The 25,476-nt window shown below is 55.4% G+C and carries 28 protein-coding genes; 17 read left to right on the forward strand and 11 right to left on the reverse strand.

What is annotated here, in order from left to right:
* Positions 1-13: 13 nt before the first annotated feature.
* Positions 14-922 carry a LysR family transcriptional regulator gene (locus tag BLT00_RS16400; RefSeq protein WP_092144607.1) on the reverse strand — a complete coding sequence of 303 codons (909 nt, stop codon included), beginning with the start codon at positions 920-922 and terminating at the stop codon, positions 14-16.
* 105 nt (positions 923-1,027) lie between these two features.
* On the opposite strand from BLT00_RS16400, the gene BLT00_RS16405 reads away from it, so the two are divergent.
* From BLT00_RS16405 to BLT00_RS32155, 3 genes are all read left to right on the forward strand, one after another.
* Positions 1,028-1,360 carry a nuclear transport factor 2 family protein gene (locus BLT00_RS16405; protein ID WP_092144609.1) on the forward strand — a complete coding sequence of 111 codons (333 nt, stop codon included), beginning with the start codon at positions 1,028-1,030 and terminating at the stop codon, positions 1,358-1,360.
* Positions 1,354-2,130, forward strand: coding sequence for an SDR family oxidoreductase (locus BLT00_RS16410; RefSeq protein WP_092144611.1), 777 nt, complete (start codon positions 1,354-1,356; stop codon positions 2,128-2,130). The genes BLT00_RS16405 and BLT00_RS16410 overlap by 7 nt, the downstream gene beginning before the upstream one ends.
* 217 nt (positions 2,131-2,347) lie before the next feature.
* Positions 2,348-2,473, forward strand: a complete 126-nt coding sequence (locus BLT00_RS32155) for a hypothetical protein (RefSeq protein ID WP_256572671.1) — start codon at positions 2,348-2,350, stop codon at positions 2,471-2,473.
* Here the strand turns inward: BLT00_RS32155 and BLT00_RS16420 are convergent.
* Complete coding sequence (locus tag BLT00_RS16420) at positions 2,467-3,078, reverse strand: glutathione S-transferase family protein (protein WP_092144612.1); 612 nt, start codon at positions 3,076-3,078, stop codon at positions 2,467-2,469. The two genes, BLT00_RS32155 and BLT00_RS16420, sit on opposite strands and share 7 nt — an antisense overlap.
* 120 nt (positions 3,079-3,198) lie before the next feature.
* On the opposite strand from BLT00_RS16420, the gene BLT00_RS16425 reads away from it, so the two are divergent.
* The gene (locus tag BLT00_RS16425; RefSeq protein ID WP_092144615.1) at positions 3,199-3,990 is read left to right on the forward strand and encodes an MmyB family transcriptional regulator; all 792 of its coding nucleotides are present in this window, start codon (positions 3,199-3,201) and stop codon (positions 3,988-3,990) included.
* A gap of 162 nt (positions 3,991-4,152) precedes the next feature.
* Here BLT00_RS16425 and BLT00_RS16430 read toward each other — a convergent pair whose 3' ends face one another.
* Positions 4,153-6,138 carry a M10 family metallopeptidase C-terminal domain-containing protein gene (locus BLT00_RS16430; protein WP_092144617.1) on the reverse strand — a complete coding sequence of 662 codons (1,986 nt, stop codon included), beginning with the start codon at positions 6,136-6,138 and terminating at the stop codon, positions 4,153-4,155.
* Between the two features lie 198 nt (positions 6,139-6,336).
* Here BLT00_RS16430 and BLT00_RS16435 point away from each other — a divergent pair, with 198 nt between their 5' ends.
* From BLT00_RS16435 to BLT00_RS16445, 3 genes are all read left to right on the forward strand, one after another.
* A complete protein-coding gene (locus BLT00_RS16435; RefSeq protein WP_092144619.1) occupies positions 6,337-6,843 on the forward strand; it encodes an RNA polymerase sigma factor in 507 nt (168 codons plus the stop codon).
* The gene (locus tag BLT00_RS16440; protein WP_092144621.1) at positions 6,840-7,763 is read left to right on the forward strand and encodes a FecR family protein; all 924 of its coding nucleotides are present in this window, start codon (positions 6,840-6,842) and stop codon (positions 7,761-7,763) included. Before BLT00_RS16435 ends, BLT00_RS16440 begins: the two co-directional genes overlap by 4 nt.
* A gap of 129 nt (positions 7,764-7,892) precedes the next feature.
* Positions 7,893-10,292, forward strand: a complete 2,400-nt coding sequence (locus BLT00_RS16445) for a TonB-dependent receptor (RefSeq protein ID WP_092144623.1) — start codon at positions 7,893-7,895, stop codon at positions 10,290-10,292.
* A 287-nt stretch (positions 10,293-10,579) separates the two neighbouring features.
* On the opposite strand, the gene BLT00_RS16450 is transcribed toward BLT00_RS16445, so the two are convergent.
* Both BLT00_RS16450 and BLT00_RS16455 read right to left on the reverse strand, forming a co-directional pair.
* Positions 10,580-11,902 (reverse strand): PIN domain-containing protein, encoded by a 1,323-nt coding sequence (locus BLT00_RS16450; RefSeq protein ID WP_092144625.1) that lies wholly within the window; start codon positions 11,900-11,902, stop codon positions 10,580-10,582.
* A gap of 471 nt (positions 11,903-12,373) precedes the next feature.
* Positions 12,374-13,351: a hypothetical protein gene (locus BLT00_RS16455; RefSeq protein WP_092144627.1), complete on the reverse strand. Its 978-nt coding sequence runs from the start codon at positions 13,349-13,351 to the stop codon at positions 12,374-12,376.
* Positions 13,352-13,636: 285 nt separating this feature from the next.
* Here BLT00_RS16455 and BLT00_RS32550 point away from each other — a divergent pair, with 285 nt between their 5' ends.
* From BLT00_RS32550 to BLT00_RS31900, 7 genes are all read left to right on the forward strand, one after another.
* The gene (locus BLT00_RS32550; RefSeq protein WP_371856943.1) at positions 13,637-13,873 is read left to right on the forward strand and encodes a GNAT family N-acetyltransferase; all 237 of its coding nucleotides are present in this window, start codon (positions 13,637-13,639) and stop codon (positions 13,871-13,873) included.
* Positions 13,874-14,052: 179 nt separating this feature from the next.
* On the forward strand, positions 14,053-15,603 hold the full coding sequence (locus BLT00_RS16465) for a TIGR04141 family sporadically distributed protein (protein ID WP_092144631.1): 1,551 nt from the start codon (positions 14,053-14,055) through the stop codon (positions 15,601-15,603).
* Between the two features lie 439 nt (positions 15,604-16,042).
* Positions 16,043-16,354 carry a hypothetical protein gene (locus tag BLT00_RS31195; protein WP_139199609.1) on the forward strand — a complete coding sequence of 104 codons (312 nt, stop codon included), beginning with the start codon at positions 16,043-16,045 and terminating at the stop codon, positions 16,352-16,354.
* 264 nt (positions 16,355-16,618) lie between these two features.
* Positions 16,619-17,056: a hypothetical protein gene (locus BLT00_RS31200; protein ID WP_139199610.1), complete on the forward strand. Its 438-nt coding sequence runs from the start codon at positions 16,619-16,621 to the stop codon at positions 17,054-17,056.
* A gap of 490 nt (positions 17,057-17,546) precedes the next feature.
* Positions 17,547-18,056, forward strand: coding sequence for a hypothetical protein (locus tag BLT00_RS31205; RefSeq protein WP_139199611.1), 510 nt, complete (start codon positions 17,547-17,549; stop codon positions 18,054-18,056).
* 534 nt (positions 18,057-18,590) lie between these two features.
* Complete coding sequence (locus BLT00_RS16485) at positions 18,591-19,175, forward strand: DUF805 domain-containing protein (protein ID WP_092144635.1); 585 nt, start codon at positions 18,591-18,593, stop codon at positions 19,173-19,175.
* Between the two features lie 237 nt (positions 19,176-19,412).
* A complete protein-coding gene (locus tag BLT00_RS31900) occupies positions 19,413-19,595 on the forward strand; it encodes a hypothetical protein (protein ID WP_158265806.1) in 183 nt (60 codons plus the stop codon).
* Positions 19,596-19,763: 168 nt separating this feature from the next.
* On the opposite strand, the gene cynR is transcribed toward BLT00_RS31900, so the two are convergent.
* Entirely contained in the window at positions 19,764-20,651 is an 888-nt protein-coding gene (gene cynR, locus BLT00_RS16490; RefSeq protein WP_092144730.1) for a transcriptional regulator CynR, read from the reverse strand.
* Positions 20,652-20,760: 109 nt separating this feature from the next.
* Here cynR and BLT00_RS16495 point away from each other — a divergent pair, with 109 nt between their 5' ends.
* The 3 genes from BLT00_RS16495 (at position 20,761) to BLT00_RS16505 (ending at position 22,296) form a co-directional block, all read left to right on the forward strand.
* Positions 20,761-21,420, forward strand: coding sequence for a carbonic anhydrase (locus BLT00_RS16495; RefSeq protein WP_092144637.1), 660 nt, complete (start codon positions 20,761-20,763; stop codon positions 21,418-21,420).
* Positions 21,421-21,459: 39 nt separating this feature from the next.
* Entirely contained in the window at positions 21,460-21,930 is a 471-nt protein-coding gene (gene cynS, locus BLT00_RS16500; protein WP_092144639.1) for a cyanase, read from the forward strand.
* 111 nt (positions 21,931-22,041) lie between these two features.
* A complete protein-coding gene (locus BLT00_RS16505; RefSeq protein WP_092144641.1) occupies positions 22,042-22,296 on the forward strand; it encodes a DUF2790 domain-containing protein in 255 nt (84 codons plus the stop codon).
* 363 nt (positions 22,297-22,659) lie between these two features.
* Here the strand turns inward: BLT00_RS16505 and BLT00_RS16510 are convergent, their stop codons facing one another.
* The 5 genes from BLT00_RS16510 to BLT00_RS16530 all read right to left on the reverse strand — a co-directional run bounded on the left by BLT00_RS16510 (position 22,660) and on the right by BLT00_RS16530 (position 25,379).
* On the reverse strand, positions 22,660-23,280 hold the full coding sequence (locus BLT00_RS16510) for a hypothetical protein (protein ID WP_092144643.1): 621 nt from the start codon (positions 23,278-23,280) through the stop codon (positions 22,660-22,662).
* A 135-nt stretch (positions 23,281-23,415) separates the two neighbouring features.
* Positions 23,416-23,865, reverse strand: coding sequence for a GNAT family N-acetyltransferase (locus tag BLT00_RS16515; protein WP_092144645.1), 450 nt, complete (start codon positions 23,863-23,865; stop codon positions 23,416-23,418).
* 237 nt (positions 23,866-24,102) lie between these two features.
* Entirely contained in the window at positions 24,103-24,621 is a 519-nt protein-coding gene (locus tag BLT00_RS32345; protein WP_092144647.1) for an addiction module antidote protein, read from the reverse strand.
* 1 nt (position 24,622) lies between these two features.
* A complete protein-coding gene (locus BLT00_RS16525) occupies positions 24,623-24,937 on the reverse strand; it encodes a type II toxin-antitoxin system RelE/ParE family toxin (RefSeq protein WP_092144732.1) in 315 nt (104 codons plus the stop codon).
* A gap of 169 nt (positions 24,938-25,106) precedes the next feature.
* Positions 25,107-25,379 carry a hypothetical protein gene (locus BLT00_RS16530; RefSeq protein ID WP_063320592.1) on the reverse strand — a complete coding sequence of 91 codons (273 nt, stop codon included), beginning with the start codon at positions 25,377-25,379 and terminating at the stop codon, positions 25,107-25,109.
* Positions 25,380-25,476 lie beyond the last annotated feature (97 nt).

A 25,476-nucleotide genomic window follows, 5' to 3' on the forward strand; every position in this document is an offset into this window, starting at 1 on the left:
CGCGGCAGATCGATCATTCTTGGGCGGACGGATTGGCGCGAGCCAGGGAGATGAATGCCTTGACCGCGGCAGAGGGGTTGCGACGGTTCGGGTAGTACAGGCAAAGCTTGTCCCTGGGCGGTGTCCAATCTTCCAACACTCGCTCGAACTGTCCGGCCTGGATTTCATCCTGAACGTCCTGCTCCATGAAAAAGCCGAGCCCCATGCTTTCCTGCACCACTGCCTTGACGACGCTCGGTTCATCGAGCGTGAGCGGGCCGCTCACATCGAGCCTGGTCACTTCCCCATCGCGCTCGAAATGCCAAGGAAAAATCGCCCCATTCGGCAAACGAACACGCAGGCACCGATGGTTGAGCAGATCAGGCGGCGTCCGTGGCCTACCGTATTGCTCGAAGTACGCCGGTGTACCGACCACGGCATACCGCTGCGGCAGGCCGAGGGGGATCACGATCATATCGCTCGGTACGAGGCTCGCGGAACGGACGCCGAAATCGAAGCCGTCAGCGACGATATCCACCAGGCGGCCTTCGGTGACAAGGTCGATGTGTACCTTCGGATGATGCCGCAGGAATTCCATCATCAACGGCAGCAGTGCCGCTCGAGCTGCGCTGGCGAACGCATTGATGCGCAGCGTGCCCGAAGGACCGGCATTGTGAGATCGCACCGCGTCGAGCGCAGTACGCAAATCCTGCAGGGCCGGCCCCACCTGCTCCAGAAAGATCCTGCCCGCTTCGGTAACGGCCACGCTACGCGTCGTACGATTGAACAACCGCGTTTCGAGGCTCGCTTCCAGCTTGGCGATGGTGCTGCTTAGCGCGGTGGTCGAGACATTGAGATCGATGGCGGCTTGTCGGAACGAAGCCCTGCGGGCAACCGCTAGGACAGCGTCCAGCTCGCTCAGGCCTAGACGAGTATCTGACATGAATTATCCTGAATTTTGGGATAGGCCATAAAGTTTATCCCAGTTGAGCAAACTATCGGTCAGGTAGCAAGATCGCTCCCAGCAATCCATCCAGGAGACCGGCCAATGAGCCTTCAGCTTCCCGACGTCGTTGAGACGTACTTCAATATCAGCAATGGCGGCGACGTATCACAGCTTGCGAGCTGCTTCTGCCCACAGGCCACGGTGTTCGATGAAAACCAGACGCATGAGGGCATTCAGGCCATCGAAGCTTGGCAACAGGAGGTCCGGCGGACGTTCTCCTTTGACGTTCAACCTTTGCAGGCGCTGCTGGGGGAGGGCAAGTTGACTGTCATCGCACGGCTTACTGGCGATTTTCCTGGTAGCCCGGTTCATCTGAGTCACGTCTTCACTCTGGAGGGCGATCGAATAGGTGCTCTGGAGATCACCCCATGCTGAACCTTGGCTTGAGTGGTAAGCGAGTCCTCGTCACCGGAGGCACCAAAGGCATCGGGAAGGCTGTAGTCGAGCTGTTCCTGGCGGAGGGCGCGCAGGTGCTTACCTCCGCTCGGAAGGCAAGCGGTACGCTGCCGGATAACCTCTTGGTCCAGGCCGATCTTTCGACCCGGGAAGGCTGTGATGCGGTCGTCGCCGCGACCAGGCAGCGATTGGGCAGTGTGGACATCATTGTCCACGTCCTGGGTGGTTCCTCGGCACCCGGCGGCGGCTTCGCGGCACTGGACGAAGAGCAGTGGCAACGTGAGCTCAATCTGAATCTGTTTCCGGCCGTGCGTCTGGATCGCGCCTTGCTACCGGATATGCTGGAGCGAAAGGAAGGGGTCATCCTCCACGTGACCTCCATCCAGAGTCGGCTGCCGCTGCCGGAAGCTACGACAGCCTACGCAGCGGCCAAGGCTGCGCTTTCGACTTACAGCAAGAGCCTATCGAAAGAGGTTTCGCCCAAGGGCGTCCGTGTTGTCCGGGTTTCGCCGGGCTGGGTGGAAACCGAAGCCTCGGTCGCCTTGGCCGAGCGACTCGCGCAGGAAGCCGGTACTGACTATCAAGGCGGCAAGCAGATCATCATGCAAGCCCTGGGAGGCATCCCGCTCGGGCGCCCCTCGTCCCCGTCAGAGGTGGCCGACCTGATTGGCTTTCTGGCTTCGCCGCGAGCTTCATCTATCACGGGAAGTGAGTTTGTGATCGACGGCGGAACGGTGCCGACGGCCTAGGCGGTGTTTCGGCCGAGACATTACGATGCATCCCGGCGCTGAGCGAGGACGCAGGAACCAGTCAAAGTGTTTTGTGATCAACGGGCTCACGATAAAGACAATGAGGCTTACGGTGATCGGCGTTAGAACCAGTGTTCGATGCCACACAGCCCAATTGTCGGCCAGCGGACTCAATGCGTAGAGCAGGAGCGTCACGATGGGGTAAACGAATACAGTCATGACGATTGCCATTCTGATTCTGGAGGGTCTGATCGGAACGAAGACGGGGCCGTCGCTTGCCTTCAGTCTCTTTGAGTTGCAGTTCATGGCCTTGGGCGTGTTCAAATCACTGGCCTCTCAGTAGTCGGCGCTCGGCCGCTGGCGAAACTTCTTGTACCAGGCGTCAAGGCGCGGATGAGCGGAGCCGAAAGGGTGGTCGAATCTCTCCCGGCATGTTTGAAAAATTGAAAATACCGTGCAATCCACGATCGAAGGCTTGTCTCCTGCCAGGAACTCGTTATCTCCGATCGTCGTCTCCAGGACATCCAGTATTTCGGTGACGTACCCAAAGAGCTTTTCAGCAACCTCCGGTGACGGGGACGGCTCCTTGGCAGGAAAGGATGGGGTCACGTTCCACAGCCAAAGCTGAGCCCGGACTACCAGATCAGTGCCCAGGCGTTCAAGCGACCGTATCTTTGATCGAGAAATGGCGTCCGTCCCAATCATCGGCGTGTCGGGATACAGCTCCTCCAGATATTCGACGATGGCGGCGGAGTCGGTGATGGGCACACCTTCATCGGTGAGGAGTGTCGGGGCTCGTCCGCTGGGATTGATTGCGAGGTATTCGCGCGACTTGTGCTCTCCGCCGGCGTAATCAAGTTCATATCGCGGAACGTCAATCCCCTTTTCGCTCAGGTAGATGATAACGCGCCGCGGATTCGTGCCCTTTTGAAATTGGTAGAGGAGCATACGATCCAACCTCCCGAGTTTGGCATCCGATCACTTCGTGCCCCAGAGATTACCCGCAATACATCCTGTTACAATGGGGCATTTATGCTGTTACTAAAGTGATGCTTTAGGAGGTGTGAAGTGACGTCTGATCGATTAACGCGTGTGCCGGCCAGACAGGCGCTTGCAGACTTCATCCGCCAATGTCGCGAGCGCACGTCTCCAGAATCGCTTGGCCTGCCGCAGGGGCGCCGCCGTCGAACAAAGGGCCTGCGTCGTGAAGAAGTCGCCGCGTTGGCGGGTGTCGGCTTGACCTGGTACACCTGGTTTGAGCAGGGACGCGACATCGCGGTATCGGACGACTTCCTCCAGCGATTGGCGCGAGGGCTTCGGCTCGACCGAGCCGAACGGGAGCACCTTTTTGCCCTGGCCGGCCGTGAGACATTTGCGGATGGAGCTGAAAGTGCCGAGCTTCCTCAGTCGCTCGTAAGGATGATCAATGCTCTCGATCAAGCCGCCTACATAATGGACAGCTCTTGGAATGTGCTGGCCCATAACGAAGCGGCAAGGATCCTGTTTGAAGACTTCGCATTGCCGCGACCGAATATGATCCTCATCGTTTTCTTTTCCGACCACTACCGGCAGAAGATTCAAGACTGGCAGTTCGCCGCGAGGCTTGTCCTGCTCAAGGCGCGCCATGACTATCTGACGGGAGGGAAGAGCCCGATTCTAAAGTCCATCCTCAACGAGGTTCTTCAAGCCGTCCCACAAACGATGCAATGGTGGGATGACCCCGAAATCCTCCCCATCGGCGATACGGACATTACGCTGCGTGATGCACAGGGCCGTTGGCGAAGCTATCGCATCAATATCCTTGTCTCCAAGGACAGGCCCGGACTTCGCATCGCCTTCTACGATGAAAACGTAGCTTAGAGCGGAATGTACCGAACGGATCCCCTCTTTGAGCGAAGAGGTTCGCCACGGCTTCAGGGCCGCCCTCGCCAAGCCCACCATCATCACAAGAAGCGAAGACCCTGATGGCGCCTTAGACCGCTCGGGATGCGGCCCAAGGCAAGGAATGACCAGGCTTGCGTTCTACACCCATAAGTCAGTCACTCCGATCAACTGAAAGACCTCCTCTGCCGGGGGCTCGGCGAAAGTGATGTCCAAGTCACGGTAACCGGAGTGGTCCCCGACCAAGCTCAACTCGAATCGAGCCCCATCGGCGTCGGCTTCGTAGCTCTTCAAGTAAGTCAGGTTCTTGGTTTCATTGAAAACCACGTCCAGCGTGCCGTTGTAACCGTTTCCCAGCCGGGTAAAGCCCAAGGCGGACAAATCGATCGTGTCTTCACCCGCGGTATAGTCAACCAGGCGATCAGTGTGGTTTTCGGTGGCGGTACGGTAGCTGTCGCTCAGTACGTCGAAGCGGAACACATCGTTGTTGCCGCCACCCGTCAATAGGTCCCGGCCCTCTGCGCCAACCAATACATCATTGCCTAGCGCTCCATGAAGGCGATCATCGCCCGCGAATCCTTCGATGATTTCGCCGCGAGCGTTGCCTTGTAAACGATCGGCCTCTTCGGTGCCCATCAGCCTGGCTGGCTGGAACAGGAGGTTGGTTTCATTCAGCGCTTGGCTCAAGTCACCGTCGAAGACCACTTCGAAGCGTTCCCCATCCGCGTTGGCATCGAAACTCTTGAGGTAGGTCCGCGTCCCGCTTTCATTGACTCGAATCGCCAGCGTTCCGTCATGTCCATTGCCCAGCCCGAGGAAGCCCAGGGAGGCGAGGTCGATCGTATCGGTGCTGGGGTCGAAGTCGGTGATGCGGTCGCTATGGGCCGCGGTTGCGGTTCGGTAACTGTCTGTGACTGACTGGTAGCGGAACGTATCGGCCCCGGCACCGCCCGTCAGCAGGTCGCGACCTTGCTGGCCATCGAGCAGATCGTTGCCGGCCCCGCCGAAGATCGCATCGTCGAACGAGGCGGTGCCGAGCAAGAAGTCATCATCGCGGCCACCGTCAAGGTGGTAATAGCCGTCGTCGGGATTGCCAAAGCTGTGGTCCAGGCTGCCGTCGGGGTTCAACTGGACCAGGGCGGCCAGATAGCCGTCCGCGCTGGTACCTTGGCTTGCGCCAATCAACAGCTTGCCGTCGGCCAGTACGACCATGTCGGCTACGGCGAAAGGCGCGCTTTGCGAGCCCCAACTTACCCGACCCTGATTACCGAAATCGGTGTCGAGCGAGCCATCGGCGTTGAGCCGGATGACGGTCGCCACGCCGCCCGAGGCGCCCGCCAGGAGGATTTTGCCGTCATCCTGGAGGACGAGGGCGTCTGCGTGAACATCCAGGGCCAGGCTGCCGCCGTTGGCAAAGCTGCTGTCCAGGGTACCGTCCTGGTTGAGGCGGGTCAGGGTATCTTGCCCCGTGACCAATACCTTCCCGTCTCCCTGCAGCGAAACGTCGATCGTGCGGCTGGGTTGAATGCCGACGGACGCTGGCAGGTGCAGGATCCCGGCCTCTGCGAAAGACGAGACCAAGGCCCCCGTCGCGTCGAAGCGGGCGATATAGATATCCCCAGAGGGATACGCGGCGCTGGCGAAAAAACTGCCGTCGCGTTGCACGGAGAACGACGCTTGCTGGCCTAGAGAGTCATTCCAGTAGAAAGGCACTGTCGCGGTGCCGCCATTCCCGAAACTCGTATCGAGGCTGCCGTCAGCCAAGGTACGGCTTACGCCCGACACCCAGGTGTCGCCTACTTTCACGTATTGCGCCACCAGGTAACCCCCTCCCGGCTGCACCGCGGCATTACCGCCGTCCTCGATATCGAGCGCCACAGGCAGGAGGGATTTACCGTCGCCACTGAAGTGGCGGTCCAGGCTACCGTTGGCATTGAACCGGACCAGGCTGCCGGTGAAGCCTGAATCCTCTTCGCCGCCGAGTCCCAGGCGACTATAGGCGCCAAGCCAGATAGCACCGTCCGGATCGACCGTGATACCGCCGATTTTGTCCGAGCCCCACAAGGACGTGGCGACCATGCCTGTTTTCCCCACGGCTGAAGCGGCGGGCGAAATGCTCTGATTCATGTCCATGCCTCCGATAGCTATTCCGTCGCCAAAAACAATAGACAGGGTTCAGTCTGGTTGCCAGCAGCGGCGACGATAGGGTCGTTCCAGGGATGGCCATACTGGAAAAGGAGGACGAAATGCCGCAGGCCTGTTAGTAATTGAAAGTCATTATCATCTGATATATTCTCGCGACTCCTCCTCGCTTGAGTCGCTTGCGTGTCCAGGCCATCCGATCCTCATTCCACCGACGGCCAGTTCGAGAGCCATTCGAGCGAGCTGCTGCACTTCCTCACACGGCAGGTGAAGTGCGCAGAACTGGCGGCCGACCTGCGCCAGGAGACTTGGCTGCGCTTTCGCCGGCGCGAATCCGGGCAGGAGATCGGCAACCTTCGTGCGTTCCTCTATCGCATCGCGCGCAACCTGATCATCGACTACCGCCGTCAGCAAAAATCCCGTCCGGTCGAGGAGGAGCTATCCATCGAATTGGTCAGTGCCCAGCCGGGTCCGGAGCGAGCGGCAAGCGACGCCCAGCGCCTGGAGCGACTGCAGCGCGTGGTCGAGGGTTTGCCCCCGCACCTGCGCCAGGCGTTGTTGTGGAATCGCCTGGACGGGCTGACCCAGCGTGAGATCGGCGAGCGCCTGGGTGTCTCGGAAAGCATGGCCGGACGCTATATCCTGAAGGCCCTCGAACACTGCCAGCAGCAGATGGACCCGCAGCCGTGAATCATCCTTCGCTTCTCGACCAGGCCCGACAATGGCAGGTGCTGCTGCATTCTGGCCGCGCCACCGCTGCCGATCGCGATGCCGCGCAGGCCTGGCGCCAGGCGGCGCCCGAGCACGAGCAGGCGTTGCGTGAGGTGGAAGGGCTGTGGTCGTTGCTCGGCCAGATAGAACGTCCGGCCGAGCAGCCCCAGGTACGCGTGATACGTCGCCATCGACTGTGGGCGGCCCCGCTTGCCTGCGCTGCGATGCTGTTGCTCGCCCTGTGGTTACCGCGTGGCACCTGGATTGGCCTGTATGCCGACATCAGCACCCAACCGGGGGAGGTGCGCGAGGTGCGGCTGGCCGATGGTTCGCTGCTGACCCTCAACGGCGATTCGGCGCTGGACTGGCAGTTTGTCGACGGTCGCCGCGAGGTCAGGCTGTACCGCGGCGAGGCGGATTTCCAGGTCGCCCATGACCCGGCTCGACCGTTCACTGTCAGGGCCGGCGAGGCGCGCATCCGCGTCACTGGCACGCGCTTCGATGTGCGTCTGGAGGAGGGCGGTGTCGACCTCGCGGTAAGCGAGGGCCGCGTGTTGGCCTCCAGCGAGGGACGCGAGCCGCTGCCCGTGGTCGGCGGGCAGCAGGTGCAGTGGCGCGGCGGGGCGCTGCAGGCGCCGCAGGCACTGGATGCACGCCAGCGCTTGAGCTGGCAGCGCGGCAAGCTGGTGTTCCGCGACCAGCCGCTGGAGCAAGTGTTCGCCGAGCTTGAGCGCAGCCAGTCTGCGCGAGTGCTGTTTGTCGACGAAGCCGCTCGCCGGCTACAGGTGACCGGTGTGTTCGCCCTTGACGACCCACAGGCGGTGTTGAGCGCTGTGGAAACCACCTTGCCTGTGCGTCTGGTGCGCCTGCCGGGGTTGATCCTGGTCACGTCCCGCTGAGCCCCGCGCCGCGCCTGTACCTTCAAAAAAAGAAAATATTTAGGCGGCGATGGTTCAGAAATCATCGCCGCCTTCGTCTTCCGTTCCTGCAAATGCGACTTCTTCGTATTGAAAGCCAAGGACATCAGCATGCGGTCGACTTCCTTCCTCGCGGCGCTAGCCGTTCTTCCCCTGGCCATGGCCGCCGCACAGGCGCGAGCCGTCGAGCTCGACGTGCCTGCCCAGCGGCTCGACGCGGCGCTCATCGATTTCGCCGAGCAGGCCAACGTGCGGTTGCTCTATGACGCCGGCCTGACTCGTGGCAGCGCCATGGTGCCGGCGCTCAAGGGCGACTATTCGGTGGTCGACGGCCTGCAGCGGTTGCTGGAGGGCAGCGGCCTGACCTTCCAGGCCGGCAACGACGGCACCATCACCCTGGTGCCGCTGCCCGAGCAGGGCGTGCTGGAGCTGGGCCCGACCACCATCAGTGGGCTCGCCGAAGACCGTGTCGACCTGCCGGCCGAGTACGCCGGCGGGGAGGCGGCGCGCGGTGCCCGCATCGGCGTGCTGGGCAACCAGGACATGCAAGATGTGCCCTTCGCCTTCTCCAGCTACACCTCCGAGCTGATCGAGAAGCGCCAGGCGCAGACCCTGGCCGATGTGCTGGCCAGCGATCCGGGTGTGCGTCAGTCGTTTGGCTTCGGCAACTTCTCCCAAGTGTTCGTCGTGCGCGGGTTCCAGCTGTTCAGCGACGACATTGCCTTCAACGGCCTGTACGGCATTCTGCCGCGCCAGATCATCTCCACCGAGTCGGTCGAGCGGGTCGAGGTGTTCAAGGGGGCCAACGCCTTTGTCAATGGCGTATCGCCGTCGGGCAGCGGTGTCGGCGGGGCGATCAACGTGGTCTCCAAGCGTGCCGAGGACACCCCCACGCGCAGCGCCACCCTGGACTATGCCAGCGACAGTCGGGTAGGCGGGCACCTCGACCTGGGCCAGCGCTTCGGCGAGGACAACCGCTTCGGCGTGCGGGTGAACCTGGCCCAGCGCGAGGGCGAGACCGCGGTGGACGATGAGCACTCGCGCTTCAGCCTGGCCACCCTCGGTCTGGATTACCGCGGTGACCGTCTGCGCCTGTCCGCGGACCTCGGTTACCAGAAGCAACGGGTCAATGAGGGACGCTCGGTGGTCTACCTGACCACGACGGGGCCCACCAGCACACTCAACGGCAAGACGCCGTCGGCACCCGACGCCGACCACAACTACGCGCAACCCTGGAGCTGGTCGCAGCTCGAAGACACCTATGGCATGTTCAGCGCCGAGTACGACCTGTCGCCCACATGGACCGCCTACCTGAGCGCCGGCGGCAAATACACGCGGGAGAACGGCGTCTACGCCTCCAACTACGTCTATGGCGCGAATGGCGACGCCCGTATCGGCCGCCTCTATTCGCCGCTGGACCAGGAAACCCTCAGCGCCGTCACCGGGCTGCGCGGCGAACTCGCCACCGGGCCGGTCAGCCACCGCATCAACCTGGCCGCCAACGGTATCTGGCAGGAGAAGCGCAACGCGTTCGAGTCCACCGCGGCGGGCAGTCGCGGCTTCGGCAATCTGTATGAGGGCCAGCCCGTCGCCGAGCCGCCGGCCACCAGCGTCTCCGGCGACATTCACGACCCGGACACCACCGCCAAGGTACAGAACCGTAGCCTGGCGGTGTCCGACACCCTGGGCTTGCTCGACGACCGCGTGCTCCTGACCCTGGGTGTGCGCCGCCAATCCATCGGCGCCGACGCCTGGAACGCGGCCAGCGGTGCCCGCACCTCCAGCTATCAGGAAAGCATCACCACGCCGGCCTATGGCCTGGTGATCAAGCCCACCGAGTTCCTGTCGCTCTATGCCAACCGCGTCGAGTCGCTGCAACAGGGCCCGACCGCGCCGGCCGCCGCGCTCAACAACGGCGAGATGTTCGCGCCCTATCGCTCCAAGCAGACCGAGGTGGGCGCCAAGCTCGATTGGGGCACCTTCGGCGGCAGCCTCAGCCTGTTCCGCATCGAGCAGCCGCAAGGCGTGCTCGGCGGCGACGGCTACTACCGGGTGGATGCCGAGCAGCGCAACCGCGGCGTGGAACTGAGCCTGTTCGGCGAACCGCTGGACGGCCTGCGCCTCCTGAGCGGCGCCACCTGGACCAAAGCCGAACTTAGCGGCACCGCTGGTGGGCGCGACGATGGCAACCAGGCGGTGGGGGTGCCGAAATTCCAGTTCAATCTGGGCGCCGACTGGGATGTGCCCGGCTTGCCCGGGGTGAGCCTGAACGGCCTGCTACTGCGCACCGGCGGCCAGTTCGTAGACAGCGCCAACGAATACAGCATCCCCGCCTGGACCCGCGTCGACTTGGGCGCGCGCTATCGGACGAAAATGGAGGGCCGCGGGGTGACCTTCAACGCGATGCTGGAGAATGTTGCCGATGAGAATTACTGGGCCTCGGCTAATGGTGGTTATCTGACCCAAGGGGCGCCGCGTACGTTGAAGGTGTCGGCTACTGTTGATTTTTGAGGTTGCTGGCGTTAAAGAGGCGCCGTTGCAAGTTGTGTGATTATGCTAAAGGCGGTTTTGCCAGACGCTCTGAGAGGCTGCATTTGCGGCCTCTGTTGTTATTGATTTGATTGGAGTCTTGCGCGCTAGACAGGAATCGGCCCAGAGTGTGTAAAAACGCCTTCGCAAACCCTTGCTATGATTTCTGAAGATTTCATCGAAAGGATCGCCCATGAAGCGTTCCATACAAGGTGAGCATCGGGGCCAAAGCACGTTGCTCCCCGAAAGCCGAAATTTCAACTCTAAGCCTACGGTGCTCGCACGGTCTGACCCGGACCAGAAGCCCGATAACTGAAGACTACCTCATCCTGATCAGAACCTCGTGAGTCATCCTCAATTTTCAATATCCGGGCCGCCAGAGTACTTCCATCTTCATTTCTAGCTAGGAAGACTTCGCCCGTACGAACGGTGTACACACGAGAACTGCTATCGTAGCCCTCAAATAAAAGGGGTGAATGTTTTTCAGCACCTTTTACACGAGCCACTCTTGTACCACCAGTAGAGTAAACGTGAATTGACTCGTTGCTTGCCTTGCTGAAGTGGAGTTTGAATGCGCCTACATTCGATACCAATACTACGACCTCCCCATTTTGAGTTGAGTAGTCGAATCCAATTACATTCTCAGAATACGAATTTTCGTACTCCGCGCTCGCAGGGCTCGACGCCTCAGCTTCTCTTACATCCTCGACGACAGCCGCTTCTACACCGACTTGAGCAAGGAGCTCCGCCAACTTCAATAATTCTAGGTTCTTCCCCCCGGAAGCTCTACGGTATTCATCAATTAGTTCAGGTCGCGGGTAAACACCTTGATGATTGGATCCTACTCGCCAGTCAGCTTTTTCATCGCCGGTCACGAAAATAAGATCTTGTTGCATTGTCTTGCCGATATCCAGGATCGTTTTCCAGATGAGAAAATCGCCCAAACCTTTATCAGATTTGCTCTGATCCTTATATCCAGGAGGTATCTTCGAAGCTCTGCGGACCTCCCATTCTTTTTCTATATCTGCACGGACATACTCAAAATCAACTACAACACCTTGTTTGAATATTTCTTGGTATGCCAACGTAACAGGGTCGTCTCCACGCCAGCCCTTCATACGACTGATCAATTTTTGGAGAACTTTTGCATACTCGCTTCCTGCTTCACTTAGTTTTGCACCGGCTGCTTGAGCAGGACCAGCTTCCTCCAAGTCCTTAAAAAAATGAGGCAGTGTCGCAACGACACTCCCAACGCCGCTCGTCTTGTCGTGAACGTTCTTGAGTATACTTGCGAGCTTACCATCTCGGTTTTTGAGATATTCCCGAACAACACGGGCTGGCACCCTTAATCGCCCTTCGCCAGCAAGCCTGCCTATCAGTGATTTAATTTCTTTGAATTCCCGACCGCCGATGGTGAAAGGGAGCAGCAAGACATTTGTATCCAAAACAATGAGAACGTCGGCATTCGCAGCAGACAGAACAGACGCGTTCAGGAGATCATCGACCTTCGGATAAACGTCCTCAAGAGCCCAAATTGAGTCTGGAGCATCGTCTGCGTCCACGGCCGCTTTCAACGTTTCAGATTTAGCCATAAAACATTCCTTGTCAGATAAGGGGGGCATAGTCACCGAAGCGAAAACCTTCAGTAGCGATGGCCTTTTACTCCGATTAAACCAATGCTGCAACAGGTTATAATTGCTCCGCTTCCAAAGTTTAGTGTCGTCAAGAGCGGAAAGTAATCGCACGGCAGAGGTAGCTTTTGGCCGATTTCTGTCTGTAAAAAAGGGCATCAGTCGACCCCAAGCGGACATCCAGACGCTCGAATGCTATCGCGTTTGCGTGAGCTTGGAAAAGACTTCGTGCCTAATTGACCTTGAGCTCCGACTTCGGCAACCTTCTACGGCGCCCTCAATTGCCTACTATTTGGTGTAATAGAAATACTACTAGGAAGAATATGGACTTTAAAGATCTAGCCACTCTCCGGCGGGAGCTACAGAGTTTTAGCTGTGGAACAATAGGGTAGCCATATTTTTCTGATAACAAGTCTGTCCCACTTTTTCATGTCATATTGGACAGGAACTAGGTTTTGTTATCTGAAGGGTTAGAGAGGTTTGATGATGACCAGACATCTTTATCTCACCACTTTGTGGGTCAAGAACCAAGTCGCTAAGACCTGCTGGATATGATTCATTTGTTGAAAGCCGAACTACTGGGAAATAGCCCTCTCTCAAAAATGACTGATATGTTTTTGATTTCGTGCCGGTTTGAAGCAGCGTAAAGTTGGCCTTCATTACAACGTCGTCTTGTTCATTTAGCTGATAAAACACATCCGCGAATAAATCGATCGCCTGTGTCCCAATCGCAACATAGCCAAAAGCATCTAGCGTGGCCCCATTAACGCCTGCAGCAACAAAATCCTTGAAGGTTGTTTTGCTACCCTCTGGCAGCTGAGCGTTGATAATCTTCGTAGAATCTGTAATGTCCTTTTTGACCTTCGTAAGCTCGTCATGATCTTTTTCCGATACATACAGGCTGAAAGTGATAGGGCCGCCATAATACTTTCGTGGGCCGTACAAAATCAGATTATCCACAGTCAGAGGGCGACTCTTGAGTTGGCCTTTCGATTCATGGATAGAAAGCTGTTTACCGGGGGCGGTTGTTCCTGCTGGTAATTCAGTTGGCGTCTCGTAAACCTGAGAGGTAAAGGAAATCTCGTTTCTAGTTTTATCCTCACCTATCAAATTTCTCTCGAACCAAGTCTCGAAGTTTTGATTCAGGTTGCCGGTATTCATGACGACCATGATACAGTCCCCGGCATGGAATTCATCGCCCTGAAGATTAGCTTTAGCAACATTTGGATCATATGACGGCAAAAAATTCGATTTTCCTCCCTTTGGTATAGGCGGGCTCAGTGAGTTCGAGTCCACAGGTACGTAAGCAACGAAGGAGTTGGACTCCAGTTCGTTGAATTTTTCTTGATAAAAAGTGCATCCGGAAAGCACGGTTGTGCCAATTATTACCAGCAGTGCGGCTCTTTTCATCGCTCTCTCCCATACGATTCATACCGAAGACTGGATAGCAGTACAGCACAGATTCGGCAAAATGCCACTATCTGAGCGTGAGTCAAATCACTGGTGCATCAGCTCTTTCAGGATGAGATGAGGTTTGGCCGTTTTGGAGCATTGGAAGGCTTATCGTGGTTTTCAAGCATTGCAGGTGATGAGAAGCCAAAACCTATCGAGCGGTATCACTTCTTAATTCCATAAAACCCAGAGCAGTCCAACGCCAAAACTCAGCGGCGTCGAAGCGTCTGCTGCAGTGCCTTGTTGGGCCTGCGATATAGGATTAGATGCAACTTAGAGCGGGCTGATCGCCAACTGGTGGGCGTCGGAGGCCTGTCTGCTGATCCGTTCACGCATACCCGCACAGGAAGGCTGCGGCGTGTTTATGCGACTCCTGCGTCACGGAGGCAACAGTTTGGCAGGCGGCTGGTTAGCGCTTTGCTTGCCCACGCCGCTTTGCACTTTGAAAGTGTGCGTCTTTACACCGACCCTTCTGAGTGAAGCACTTTTCACCTACGCTGCGGCTTCAGACGAACTCAAGATGCTCATGCGACGCATGTCGTGCAGCTAAGAAACCTCTGACTCTGGCAGATATCGGCCAGAAGCGGTCAGTGTGTGCCTTGACGGAAAGAGAGGCGGATGCCAATTTAACATCAAAGCGAGAGGTCAAGGAGTGACGCGTGAAGATCACTATTAACGTGTTCCTGCTCAAGGAAGGGCGAACCGCTCAGGACGCACTTTCCGATGAGGTCAACTTGCGACCTATTGCTTTTTCATTGGGCGATGTTGAGTGCCTTTTTTACCATCAGAAAAACCCTTCCCATCCGAAGTGGACGCAACTATTTGGTGCCATCCCAGAAGTGGCTGGCCTCGACCTTACAGGCAGATCGCTCAAAGCCCTTCTTGTTCTGGCAGTCAACGACAGGGTTTTTTGCTTCACTTTTGGCCACGCCAGGCACTTGATCGATCAGCTAGCCATTGAGCGTTATTTCGGGCTGCGCACGGCGCTTAGCTTGACTGATCCACTACTGATCAAGTCCGTGGAAAAGTCCAATATTGATCGCACACCGCTGCGCTCAAAGGCGCAGTCATCAAGGCTGCTGTCGATTTCGGAGTTCGATTTTAAGTTCGATTCGGAGATCCTGAAATCGCTAACCGGCATCGTGGAAAACGATCAGAATGAGGGCGAGTACGTTAGCGGTTCGGACTCATTGGCGTTGCATTCCGATGTAAAACTCGAAGACTTCCCGGAGATCGCGCTTCGACTGTTGACGGCGTATGAAGACGAGCACTGCAAGGAAAAATATCCCTGGATGGACTTCATCGTCCCGGTACGTGACTCCACACTGATGGTCCAGCTGGACGGGCTTCTAGTGGCTGCGATAAATATAGAACAGTTCGACCGAGTCCGCGCGGCGCCACCTGAGCTACTTAGCAATGACATCAGCGGCTTCGGATATGTGAAACACAGCGCCCGATCTCGCAACGGCCCAACGATCGCATTCGACCTCGATCTGCGGCAGGCATTGCTCGCTAAGCACCTTCTGCGAGGTATCACCCGCCAGGCGCTGGCATCCGAACGCATCTACCTTTACGGTGCAGATGAGCAACGGCTTGCTGCGTGGCCTATGTATACGTGCCTTGAGGCGGAGATCGAACACGAAGGAAAAATCTATTTGCTCAGCGAGGGTGATTGGTACCAGATTGACCGCGATTACACCGAACAAGTGAACCGCTTCTTTGACGCTGCAGTTCCATGCAACTTGGTGTTTCCTCCGTATGGAACCGACCACGAGGGCGCTTACCTCAGACGTATTGCAGACAACATAAATTTCTATCTGCTCGACCAGAAGTTAGTGAGGTTGCCGGGGGCTGGTGGCCCATTCGAATTTTGTGACCTGCTCACGCCGGATCACCACATCATCCACGTCAAGAAGTACTCATCGTCGAGCGTGCTGAGTCATCTCTTTTCTCAGGCCTATGTTTCCGCTGAAGCTTTGATCAACACCTCCGATGTCGTTACTCAGGTGAACGGCTATCTGGCGGAGTTGGGTAATTTTCAGTTCACCTTCAACCCTGTCACGCAACCGCGCAACAAAATCGTGTTCGCTATCATGCAACCCAACGATACGTTGCACATGCCGTTTTTCTCGAAGGTTAATTTCCGGCAGTTTGCCCAGCGGCTTGGTGCAATGGGCTATCAGGTTGAGGTTTGTAGAATCGGTAATTGACCCATCTGGCCACGGTCAATCAGACCGACCAACACATCTCAATGGGATAACAGTGATGCCCGGCACCGAAAAGTGAGAGGATCTCGACACCGGCCTCAGCATGTCTGGCGCACGGATCGATCAATTCGCCTTTTTAGTGCTTCATGACTGCTACTGTGGTCGTTTTCTACCTTTTCCGACCGGCAGAGAACGGCCAGGAGCGGACGTATCCCCGATTGCCTACCCGCGTCTTCAGAGCTAACCTCATCCCTTCTCCACTCCACGCGCAGAGGGACTTGCCGTCATGGTGCATAACTGCCTTACCCCCCAACGTCTCGAATGCCGTATGGCAGAGCTGCTTTTTGTGCTGCCTCTTCAGAGTGTTATCTACCAAGCCCCACTGGGGTGTTTTTCCCCAGTTGAGGTCTATTTCAAGTTAGAAGACTGAGACTATGCGCCCATGAAAGCTAAAGCCATAAAAAAAGCGCGAGACCGGGCGCTTAAAGAGCGAGAGAACAGAATAAAAAAGTCCGAAGATTCGGCCGCAAAACGACGCAAGCTAGAAGTTGAGAACAGGGAACGCCAGAAAAGAAAATTTATCAATGAGTTAAAGGCAGGAAAGGTAAAATTAAAACCTCGTTCACCAGAGCCAAACCAACCGATATTTGCCCATAAAAAAATCATGAGAACAGAGGTCATTCTCGATCTCCAAACGACACCCAATAAATCAAACAGCGAATATAGGCTAGATGGCGATACGAAATGGATATAACTTATCTTCTAACAATGCGCTCACTGGGACCGGCTAAAGCCGGCCCCTTAGCTTAATCGTTATGTATCACGGAGCTAGCATAAAAGATCGCAAGTTATACTTCCTCGTAAAATTTGCTCAGTACAAGTTTATGAAACAACTCTTTGATACTGGCTTCATCTATATGCAAAGGCTACGTGCGCTTCAAGATATCGAACATGATCAGATTGGCGACAAAAATGAAGGATTAAGTCATGCGCTCCAGCCTGATCAAGTAGTTTAAAAGTGAATGATTTGGAAATTGAAGGGAACGCTGGCCCAATTCGTATTGTGGAGTCCAATGCATACAATCCGTTAATTTTCTGCTTGTATGGCTTTACCGATGATTGCATCGACAAAAACAACAACCATATCGACGCTCGTTGTTGTGAATTCGGTGATTATGCTGTTGTAATCACCGATATAACCAAGTTTTATCAGATGATTGGCAATGCCTTCAAACAGGTAGGCAACGGAACAATAAAGGCACAATTAGTCGAGTATGTATCTTACAAAGAACATCACGGTGAAATGGGGCCATTCAGAAAATATGATAATTTTGGCCGCCAGAGTGAATTCAGATTTGTGTACGAAGATAACGGTAAAGCATCTATTGATACATTAGAAATAGGCTGCCTTGATGGGGTGGAAATATTGTGCCCATCGGATCAAGTCAATGGTTAATACAAGTAAATGCATAACAATTCGTTCAGCTGCGCGCGCAAAATACGTGCGCCGGACGGCCTACGCTGTGCACTTCGTGCGCAAAACGCTCCGGCCGGCGGTTATCAAAGACGTTAGGGGATGTCATGAGAAAGCTGCTGGTGTTTTCGCAATCGTGCTTTGTGGGTGCTCAGGCTCGTACTCGGACTGGACCGCCTTCGTATACCCCGATATAGAAAACATTCCTGGCCCTGAACAAGCCCAGAATTACACCATAGGAAATTACAGCTCTTTTGAGGAATGTCAGGTCGCAGCCATTAATCGCTTGCGAAGCAATGATTCACAAAACGGGAAAAGTGGTGATTACATGTATGGTTATAAATGCAGCCACAGAGAAAATCTTGGAGGGTTGCTGGTATGCGAAGAAAAGCGCAATTGATCCGCCCCCTAACAACTCGTTCAAGGCCGACGCGCTCCGCGCGCGGCCTTAACTCCAAGTTAGGCACTAAAGATGACTAAAGATCTCCCGGAAGAAGTCAAAGAACGCTTCAAGCGTTTTGATGCTCACCTGCCATCGTTAGGCGATCCAACACTAATAGTGCTTAAGGGGCATCTTTTGGCGGAGGAAATTCTAGAGAATCTAATTAGAGCCAAATGCCGTCTTCCTGAAGCTCTTGATGGCATTGAAATAGGATTCTTCTTGAAAACAAAACTTGCGCGCGCCCTAATCGGGAACTCTCATCCAAACGGTCTAATTCTTCCCGAGAGCGTGTGGGGAATGCTTGATGCTTTAAACTCCTTGAGAAATGAGCTTGCTCATGCGCTTGAACCTAAAAAATTAGAAGCGAAAATTCAAAGGTTTCTTTCCTTCGCACCTAAATCCAACAAAGGAAATAAATCAAAGCAAGAGTCCAATGCTGCTCTTTACTCAGCGATTGCAAGCACTCTCTCATACCTAGCATGCTTCGAAACAATAGCATTGACTGGTGAAATCCCACCGAGACTACCTGAAAATGCTTAACAAACGGTTCAAAGTTTGTTCGCTTCGCTCACTCGGGACCGGTTAAAGCCGCCCCCCTTAACCTGACGTTATGAATGTCTGCAAAGGGTCGATTACAGTCCTCCGCAACAGACAGCTATCGGCCGATTGTGTTGAAAAAGTCGGTTTTTCCAGGCTGCCCGTGTACTGAGTGCTGAAAACGCCTTTCTTGCGCGCTGCTACGTGAAATATGAGCCCGAAGCCCTCTGCTCAAAATAAAGATTTCAATCTCAGGCGCGTACTTTTCTGCCGTGGAAACGGTGGTCCACTTTTTCAACAGAATCGGCCAGAAGCCGTCGTTCAGAGTAGGGACATGACCCGCCTTCTTACTAGCGGCAAAACACTTCATAAGGTGTACTGCGCGCACCATGCGACAGACCCCCACATGCTGTGGTGCGCACAGCCCCCCTTACACGATAGCGTTTCCTCTTGAGTTTGATGCCGGCCTTCGATTAGATACCAAGCGTAAACGTTGTGACGTGAATAGCACCATCAAACACAAGGAAATAGCACTAAATGGCAAGGATAGAACCCGTTTTCGGCAGCATCAGCAGCGAAATCGAAAACCCATACCAACCGGGCGACGCCCAACTGATTGACGACGAGGTTGTCACGTTTTCAAAACCCCAGATTTTTGATTTTTCCGGGCGTATTTCTCTGGCGCGCTTCTGGCTGATTCGTGTGCCCTTGGTGCTGGTTCTTCCGTGCATTTTGCTGTCGTTCTTTATGGTGGGGTTGCGCCATCAACTGGTGGTTTTGCTGATAGTCGGTGTCACCGTTGTCGTTCCTGCCATCCTGCTCGACGTGTCTCTATTGGTACGCAGGGCACGTGATCTAGGCTGGAGTCCGATATGGGGAATTCTCTGGGTGTTCCCTGTTATCGGCTTTGTGATAACGCTTCCGCTCATCATGCTTCCGGGGCGTAAAGCGATTAATAAATACGGCCCGCCCAATCCACCTCTCTCGACGTTGGTAAAGCTACTTACCGCGCTGTTGGTGGTTCTGGTGCTTGTAACTTCAACCGTGCTAGCTGCGTATTTTCCCCAATACCACCCACAGGCACTCTACGAGTGGTTCGTTAATGCATTGGTTCAGGCATAACGTTAGCGTACGCGAAGTCCATGCTTCGCCTCATTGCGCGGCGCCAAGTGCTCAGGTGCCTTTGTAGAGAGCGCTGCGCGCACCACGCGATAGCCCTGCGTACGCCGCGGTGATGTCCAAGTAAAAAAGGGGACTGATTTATTTGCTTGAAAATAGTTTCGTTCCCTTATCGGGCCCCCTTTTGTTATTTGTATTGCCAGCACCGGGCAGGTTTGGAGGTCTTCCGATGCGCCAAGCTTGACCGCAGCTGATTTTCTCGCAGAGGATTTTGCTATAGGTTTTGATGCGGCGACCGGTGTTTTTCCAGCTTTTGGAGCCGCAGCTTTGGAAGTCACCGCTAATGTTGTAATGGAAAAAAACGGGACAAAAAAATGGGACAGGCTTATTTTTTCTGATAATAAATCTGCCCCCTTTCCCTAGACCGGCTGGAGCCAGCCAGAAACCGCCACTGCAATCGCAGCGTCCGAGCATATCTTCGTGCGGACAGCAGCGTTCCGAAAAAAGGGGCAGTCTGTTGTTTTCCAACAAGCCTGCTATCAACACGGCACAGGCTCGGCTCAGCCCCGTCAAGCTCGACGAGCACAGGTATTACACGTTCAGTTGAATGGATACCTCTTTAGCCACCTCGATGAAAACTCGCATCGCTGCGCTCTGAAAGGCATCCTTGCGCCGCATAAGGACGGCGGTGCGTTGCAAGCGCTCGGGCTCCAGTGCGATAGCCACCAGATCATCATGGGCCAACGCTATTTTGGCAGGCAACAAAGTCGATAGATTTGTCCTGCGAACAATTTCGATCACGGCGCCGAGGGCATTAGCCTCCATCTGCACCTGAGGGTGAATCGCGTGTTTGCGGAAGTAGCGGTCGATTTGTTCGCGGGTTGCAAACTCTGGACTGAGCAGAATCAGGGATTCAGCATTCAGGTCCTGCAATCCAATGGACCGCTCCTCGGCCAAGCGGTGTTTGCGACTCACCACCAAAGCGAGGGTTTCGTTCAGCAAAGGGACGGCATCAATGTTCGGTGTATTTATTTCATCGAACGCGATCCCCGCGTCCAAATCTCCTGCCAAAAGCTGCTCCTCAATGCGCTCTTGGGAAATCTCCTTCAGGTTGAGAGTGATTTTAGGATGCCGGGAGTGAAATGCTTCGATCACCGGCCCCACCAGATAGGTCGTGAACGTCGGCGTCACGGCCAGGCGTAATGAGCCGCGGGTGAGGTCGCTCACATCATGGATGGCGCTTTTGGCTTCCCGCAATTGCTGATAAGCACGGCGCGCATACAGAAGATAGACATCTCCCGCGTCAGTCAAACGGGTTGTGCGTCCTGAGCGGTCGAACAACTGGGCTCCAAGGCTTTCTTCCAACTGCCTCACCTGCTGCGAAAGGGCTGGCTGAGAGACGTGCAGCGCCGCTGCGGCCTTCGTAAAACTGAGATGTTCCGCAACCGCGAGGAAATATTGGACGTGCCGAGCAAGCATGGTTTTTGCCATAAGGTAATCTGATCCATCTCATAATAAATGAGACTTTTACCTTATGTAACGCGTTGCTTAGTCTTTGTTTCACACCCGCGACATTGAGACAGCAACCATGAAAGCGATCATCGATGGTTTTCTGAAATTCCAAAGAAACGCCTTCCCTAAGCGAGCCAAATTGTTCAAGGACCTGGCCAATCAGCAGAGCCCGAGAGCGCTGTTCATCTCCTGTTCTGATAGCCGCTTGGTGCCGGAACTAGTCACCCAGCGCGAGCCAGGCGATCTGTTTGTCATTCGAAATGCCGGCAACATCGTGCCGTCGTATGGGCCAGAGCCGGGCGGCGTTTCTGCCTCGGTTGAATACGCAGTCGCCGCACTTCAGGTCGCAGACATCGTGGTATGCGGCCACTCCGACTGCGGTGCGATGACCGCCGTGGCAACTTGCAAGTGCCTGGATCACATGCCTGCCGTCGCCGGATGGCTCCGTTACGCCGACTCGGCCAAGGTCGTTAACGAAGCCCGCAAACACCCGGATCTGCCGAGCAAAGTAGCGTCCATGGTGCGCGAAAACGTCATCGCACAGTTGGCCAACGTCCAGACACACCCATCCGTTCGCCTGGCTCTCGAAGAAGGCCGCCTGACCCTGCATGGTTGGGTCTATGACATCGAGAGCGGGCATATCGACGCCTTCGATGGCGATACCGGGATCTTCGTGTCCCTCGCCGAGAACCCCGAAGTTCACGCCGTTTCCCAACACGCCAGGCACGTTGCCTGAAGCCTGTACCTGCACCGTTGCTAACCCAGGAGATACGCCATGATCCAGACTCAAGCCACCCGCACCGCTCGCCAGGAGCTGACTGAAACCATCATTCTGGCTAAGGCTCGCAAAGACCTGTCCTTCGCCGAAATCGTTGACGGCACCGGCTTGTCCGAAGCCTTCGTCACTGCTGCCTTGCTCGGCCAGCATCCGCTGCCTGCCAGCGCCGCCAATGTCGTGGGCAGGAAACTCGACCTCGATGCTGATCAGATCGCCTTGCTGCAATCGATGCCAATTCGCGGCAGCTTTTTTGACGGCGTACCGTCCGACCCGACCATCTACCGTTTCTACGAGATGATCTCGGTATACGGCACCACCCTCAAAGCTCTGGTTCACGAAAAGTTCGGCGACGGCATCATCAGTGCCATCAACTTCAAGCTGGACATCAAGAAAATCGAAGATCCGGAGGGCGGCCATCGCGCCGTGATCACCCTGGACGGCAAGTACCTGCCTACCAAGCCTTTCTGATGTAAGGCAGCCCGGCGTCTGGCGGCGACCGGGCTACACCCAAACCTTTATTACGACTGAGCACAAATTGAGTGCTTTGGCCTTCTCACGCCCTCATTACAGGTGATTGCTATGAGACTGTTACTCGTTTTATTCCTGGGCTGCCTTGGCTCTGTCGCCATGGCCGATGAACAGGATACTCAGGCAGCGCAAGTTAGGGTCGAGCCCTATCGTTATTCTCAGAACCTGGATATCGCGCACATTGTGGCGATGACTCCAATACCCAATGTCTGCGACGTAGTGCCGGTGCGGATGACTTACGACGACTCCAAGGGCGATCGGCACATCATGGAGTACCAGGTTATAGGTACTGGGTGTACCAATTGACTCCTCTGCCGTTGACTCACCTGGCGCTTGATCACTCGGCGCCGGGGGAGGGCGGCAAACATCCGCCGACCCCTGTGCTTTTTGAGGGCAATACCCTTCGCTACTTGCGCCTCGCGCCACGCTTGCTGCTTCTACTCGTACGGTATTCTGGAGAAAGGAACAGATTTGTTTTTCTGATAAAAAATCTGTTTCCTTTTTTGCAGGTGAATTCAAAATCGTGGCCTGTCCCCAGCCTCACCAGCTTCACGAGGGCGGCTGTCGCGAGCCGAGCCACCGGGGCGTCTCGGCCCTTCCGGCTTCATCCTTCATACCTACGGGCTTCGGCCTGCGCGCACCGCTTGCGAGGGAACGCACCACTCCTTGTTAATCTGTAACCTGCTGGCAAGGGTTAAAAACCTCGGTTACGTCGAGTGTTGTATGCCACGGAATGGCAGTGCCTGACACCATTCCGCCTACGGTTTGCTGTCGACCCGACTTGCGCACATATCCGCCATCCGCTCCAGTGAAGACTTGCTGCCCTGGCTTCGTCAGGTAATCAAAGAAACTGACTTTCACAGGCACATTCATTTGTCCACCAGGCGTAATGACGGCGAGCATGATCGCTCGGTCTTTGGTGAATACAACGAACGGTTCGACTCCAGTGCGACCACCAACTGTCTTCACGCACTGCACTTGTTCTGGGAGGATGCGTGCGGTTTCAGTGTAGGTGTGGTTGTTGTAGAGACTGAGGATCAGGCCTTTGCTGGTCAACACTCCCAGGCCTTGAGTGGCTTTGCAGCTGCCTTCGCTTCCATATGGGAACAAGCACCAGTTCGTTTCCGACACGGCTTGAATATCCGATGGTGCAATTTTCAGATCGCGCTGGATTTGGGCTTTTGATTCCGGCGTGTCATAAGGGATCATCACGCATCCCCCGACTGTCACTGCTGCGATGAGGCCTATGGCCGCAGCTACGTTTTGGATTGATGATCTGAAGGTGTTCATTGTTCGCTCTCTTTGCTGTATTGCCACCACTGGAAGGCTGTGGTGATTTTGGTAGCGAACCTTACGGCATGGGCGGCAAGCAGTCATCCTCATGCTGATAGCTGGATCGGTAGATGACTTAACTGGACGCTTACCCTACAGCCGCTTCTCCATAACGATGGTGCGCTCCGCCCCATGAAACTCCTCTCGGATTTTCTGATAACCCAACGCTGTATAAAACCTTTCAGCTGTAATCGACGAGGGCACACGTACAGCTCCAACTCCTGCGCTGGCAGCAGTTGTATGAATGACATCCATCAAATGCCGCCCGATACCGCCTTTCTGGTGAGCCGGGTCAACGAAAACACTTCTGACCACATCACCGTCGAGACCGGCAGTGCCAATAATGTTTTCGCCCAATAAGGCTACGAAGACCCTACGCTTCGTAAGCTGTGTGGTGATGGCTTCAGGAGAAAAGCTCTGCTCAACCTGAGCGATCACATCAGGCGGATAGTCCTGTGAATTTGACTCACGCAGGGCGGCAATAACTACGCGGCTTATCGCTGCTGCATCTCTGCTCGTGGCGGGACGAACGTGACATTCCATGCTGGGACCTCAATCCTAAAGGATTACAGCTTAGCGCATCGCAATGTGCCTTCCCCGGACGCTGACACTCATGTTTGCACTTCCACTGGTCAAGGGGGAAGTCAACATCGCAGATGTTCATGCTTATTGAAGGACTCAGGGTGCTATATCCGAAGCTTCATGCAGCGATTCGCGATAACGCAGATTTGTTCTTAAAAGGGGAGCCCCGTGAAGCTGTGCGAGGTTTCGCAGATGGATTCAAAATCGTGGTCTGTCCCCAGCTTCCCACCCAGCTTCCTCAGCTGATTTTCTCGCAGCAGGTTTCGCGTCTGTTTTAGCCGCCGGTACGGCTGGTTTTTTCGCAGCGGATTTTGCTGTAGGTTTTGATGCAGCGACCGGTGGTTTTCCAGCTTTTGGAGCCGCAGCTTTGGAAGCCACCGCTAATGTTTTAATCGGTTGTACCGTGAGTTCCACACCCATCGCGGTCATCAATTTCCTGATGGTTTCAAACCGCGTTTTTGCTCCAGATTTCAGCACCTTATAAAGGCTTTCACGATTAACTCCGGCATCTTTGGCGACTTTATTGACACCTTTAGCTTTTGCGACCTCGGCCAACGCATGAATAAGACTCTCTGTGTCATCGGCTTTCATACTTTCAGCCAGATAAGCCGCTATAGCTTCTGGGGTATCGAGAAAACGCGAAGCCTCGTAACGAGTCGTACCGGTAGTGCCGAGGCTAAGGACCGGCATATCCTCAGGATTGAATTTGTCGCTCATGTCATTGACCTCTCAGGGCATCAAGAATCACTTTGGCTCTCTTAATGCCTCGTTTTTGATCTGTTTTATCGCTTCCGCTGAGCATCAAGTACTCTGCGGTCCCCGAGCGTACAAAGTAGATTCTGTACCCCGGTCCGATAAAAACACGCATTTCGCTCACCCCATCGCCAACCGGTTCGCAATCACCAAAATTGCCATTTCGGGCGCGATCCAGGCGGGCCAAGATGGCCGCTTTTCCTTGAGCATCCTTCACACTGTCAAGCCAATCCTCAAAATCGGGCGTCTGGTGGATCTCGTACATTTTCTTATCGATCATAGTCTCATTTGTAGCCATATGGCTACTCCTGATAGATGGGAGGATTGACTGCAGATCATGGTTCTTTTCATCGAACATAGAGCCGATGGTGTCGCTCTGGCTGGCAGTAGGCGCTATTTGTATGCTGCAGTTGCGTGAAAACGGGCGCTCTCAGGCGCCCGTCGTTCCATTAGTTTTCGACCTGCGCCTGAAGTCGCCTACCAATCACCTCCAGCAAATCACACCCATCCCGCAGCGGAATCACCAAAAGCTGCGCGAAATCCGAAAGCACCACCGTATCGCTGGCAATCTCGGAGCGAAACGCGATGTTTTCCAATACCTGGGTCACGGTACGGATACGGTAATCGGCAGTTGCGTGCAGGACGTCAAGGGGGGCTTGGGTGTCGATAAGCAGGGCGGCTGGGGTGCAGTCGATGCCGGTGATGGGGATGTATCTCTGCATGGGATTGCTCCATTTGGTTAGAGGGCTTATCCGATACGCAGGTCGCCAAACCTGATCACCATGGTTGGCGACGGAAAGAACTATAGATTTGCGCCCC

Origin of the sequence: Pseudomonas sp. NFACC51, assembly GCF_900103575.1 — a bacterium.
Taxonomy (GTDB): Bacteria; Pseudomonadota; Gammaproteobacteria; order Pseudomonadales; family Pseudomonadaceae; genus Aquipseudomonas; species Aquipseudomonas fluorescens_Q.

Excerpts from the sequence above, each read along its gene's own strand:
- BLT00_RS16400 (WP_092144607.1), bottom strand. The coding sequence starts at position 922 with ATGTCAGATACTCGTCTAGGCCTGAGCGAGCTGGACGCTGTCCTAGCG.
- BLT00_RS16515 (WP_092144645.1), bottom strand. The coding sequence starts at position 23,865 with ATGGAATGTCACGTTCGTCCCGCCACGAGCAGAGATGCAGCAGCGATA.
- BLT00_RS16420 (WP_092144612.1), bottom strand. The coding sequence starts at position 3,078 with ATGCTCCTCTACCAATTTCAAAAGGGCACGAATCCGCGGCGCGTTATC.
- BLT00_RS32155 (WP_256572671.1), top strand. The coding sequence starts at position 2,348 with ATGACGATTGCCATTCTGATTCTGGAGGGTCTGATCGGAACGAAGACG.
- BLT00_RS16445 (WP_092144623.1), top strand. The coding sequence starts at position 7,893 with ATGCGGTCGACTTCCTTCCTCGCGGCGCTAGCCGTTCTTCCCCTGGCC.
- cynS (WP_092144639.1), top strand. The coding sequence starts at position 21,460 with ATGATCCAGACTCAAGCCACCCGCACCGCTCGCCAGGAGCTGACTGAA.
- BLT00_RS16495 (WP_092144637.1), top strand. The coding sequence starts at position 20,761 with ATGAAAGCGATCATCGATGGTTTTCTGAAATTCCAAAGAAACGCCTTC.
- cynR (WP_092144730.1), bottom strand. The coding sequence starts at position 20,651 with ATGCTTGCTCGGCACGTCCAATATTTCCTCGCGGTTGCGGAACATCTC.
- BLT00_RS32345 (WP_092144647.1), bottom strand. The coding sequence starts at position 24,621 with ATGAGCGACAAATTCAATCCTGAGGATATGCCGGTCCTTAGCCTCGGC.
- BLT00_RS16430 (WP_092144617.1), bottom strand. The coding sequence starts at position 6,138 with ATGAATCAGAGCATTTCGCCCGCCGCTTCAGCCGTGGGGAAAACAGGC.
- BLT00_RS16485 (WP_092144635.1), top strand. The coding sequence starts at position 18,591 with ATGGCAAGGATAGAACCCGTTTTCGGCAGCATCAGCAGCGAAATCGAA.
- BLT00_RS16505 (WP_092144641.1), top strand. The coding sequence starts at position 22,042 with ATGAGACTGTTACTCGTTTTATTCCTGGGCTGCCTTGGCTCTGTCGCC.
- BLT00_RS16530 (WP_063320592.1), bottom strand. The coding sequence starts at position 25,379 with ATGCAGAGATACATCCCCATCACCGGCATCGACTGCACCCCAGCCGCC.
- BLT00_RS31195 (WP_139199609.1), top strand. The coding sequence starts at position 16,043 with ATGAAAGCTAAAGCCATAAAAAAAGCGCGAGACCGGGCGCTTAAAGAG.
- BLT00_RS31205 (WP_139199611.1), top strand. The coding sequence starts at position 17,547 with ATGACTAAAGATCTCCCGGAAGAAGTCAAAGAACGCTTCAAGCGTTTT.
- BLT00_RS16455 (WP_092144627.1), bottom strand. The coding sequence starts at position 13,351 with ATGAAAAGAGCCGCACTGCTGGTAATAATTGGCACAACCGTGCTTTCC.
- BLT00_RS16450 (WP_092144625.1), bottom strand. The coding sequence starts at position 11,902 with ATGGCTAAATCTGAAACGTTGAAAGCGGCCGTGGACGCAGACGATGCT.
- BLT00_RS16525 (WP_092144732.1), bottom strand. The coding sequence starts at position 24,937 with ATGATCGATAAGAAAATGTACGAGATCCACCAGACGCCCGATTTTGAG.
- BLT00_RS16510 (WP_092144643.1), bottom strand. The coding sequence starts at position 23,280 with ATGAACACCTTCAGATCATCAATCCAAAACGTAGCTGCGGCCATAGGC.
- BLT00_RS16410 (WP_092144611.1), top strand. The coding sequence starts at position 1,354 with ATGCTGAACCTTGGCTTGAGTGGTAAGCGAGTCCTCGTCACCGGAGGC.
- BLT00_RS16405 (WP_092144609.1), top strand. The coding sequence starts at position 1,028 with ATGAGCCTTCAGCTTCCCGACGTCGTTGAGACGTACTTCAATATCAGC.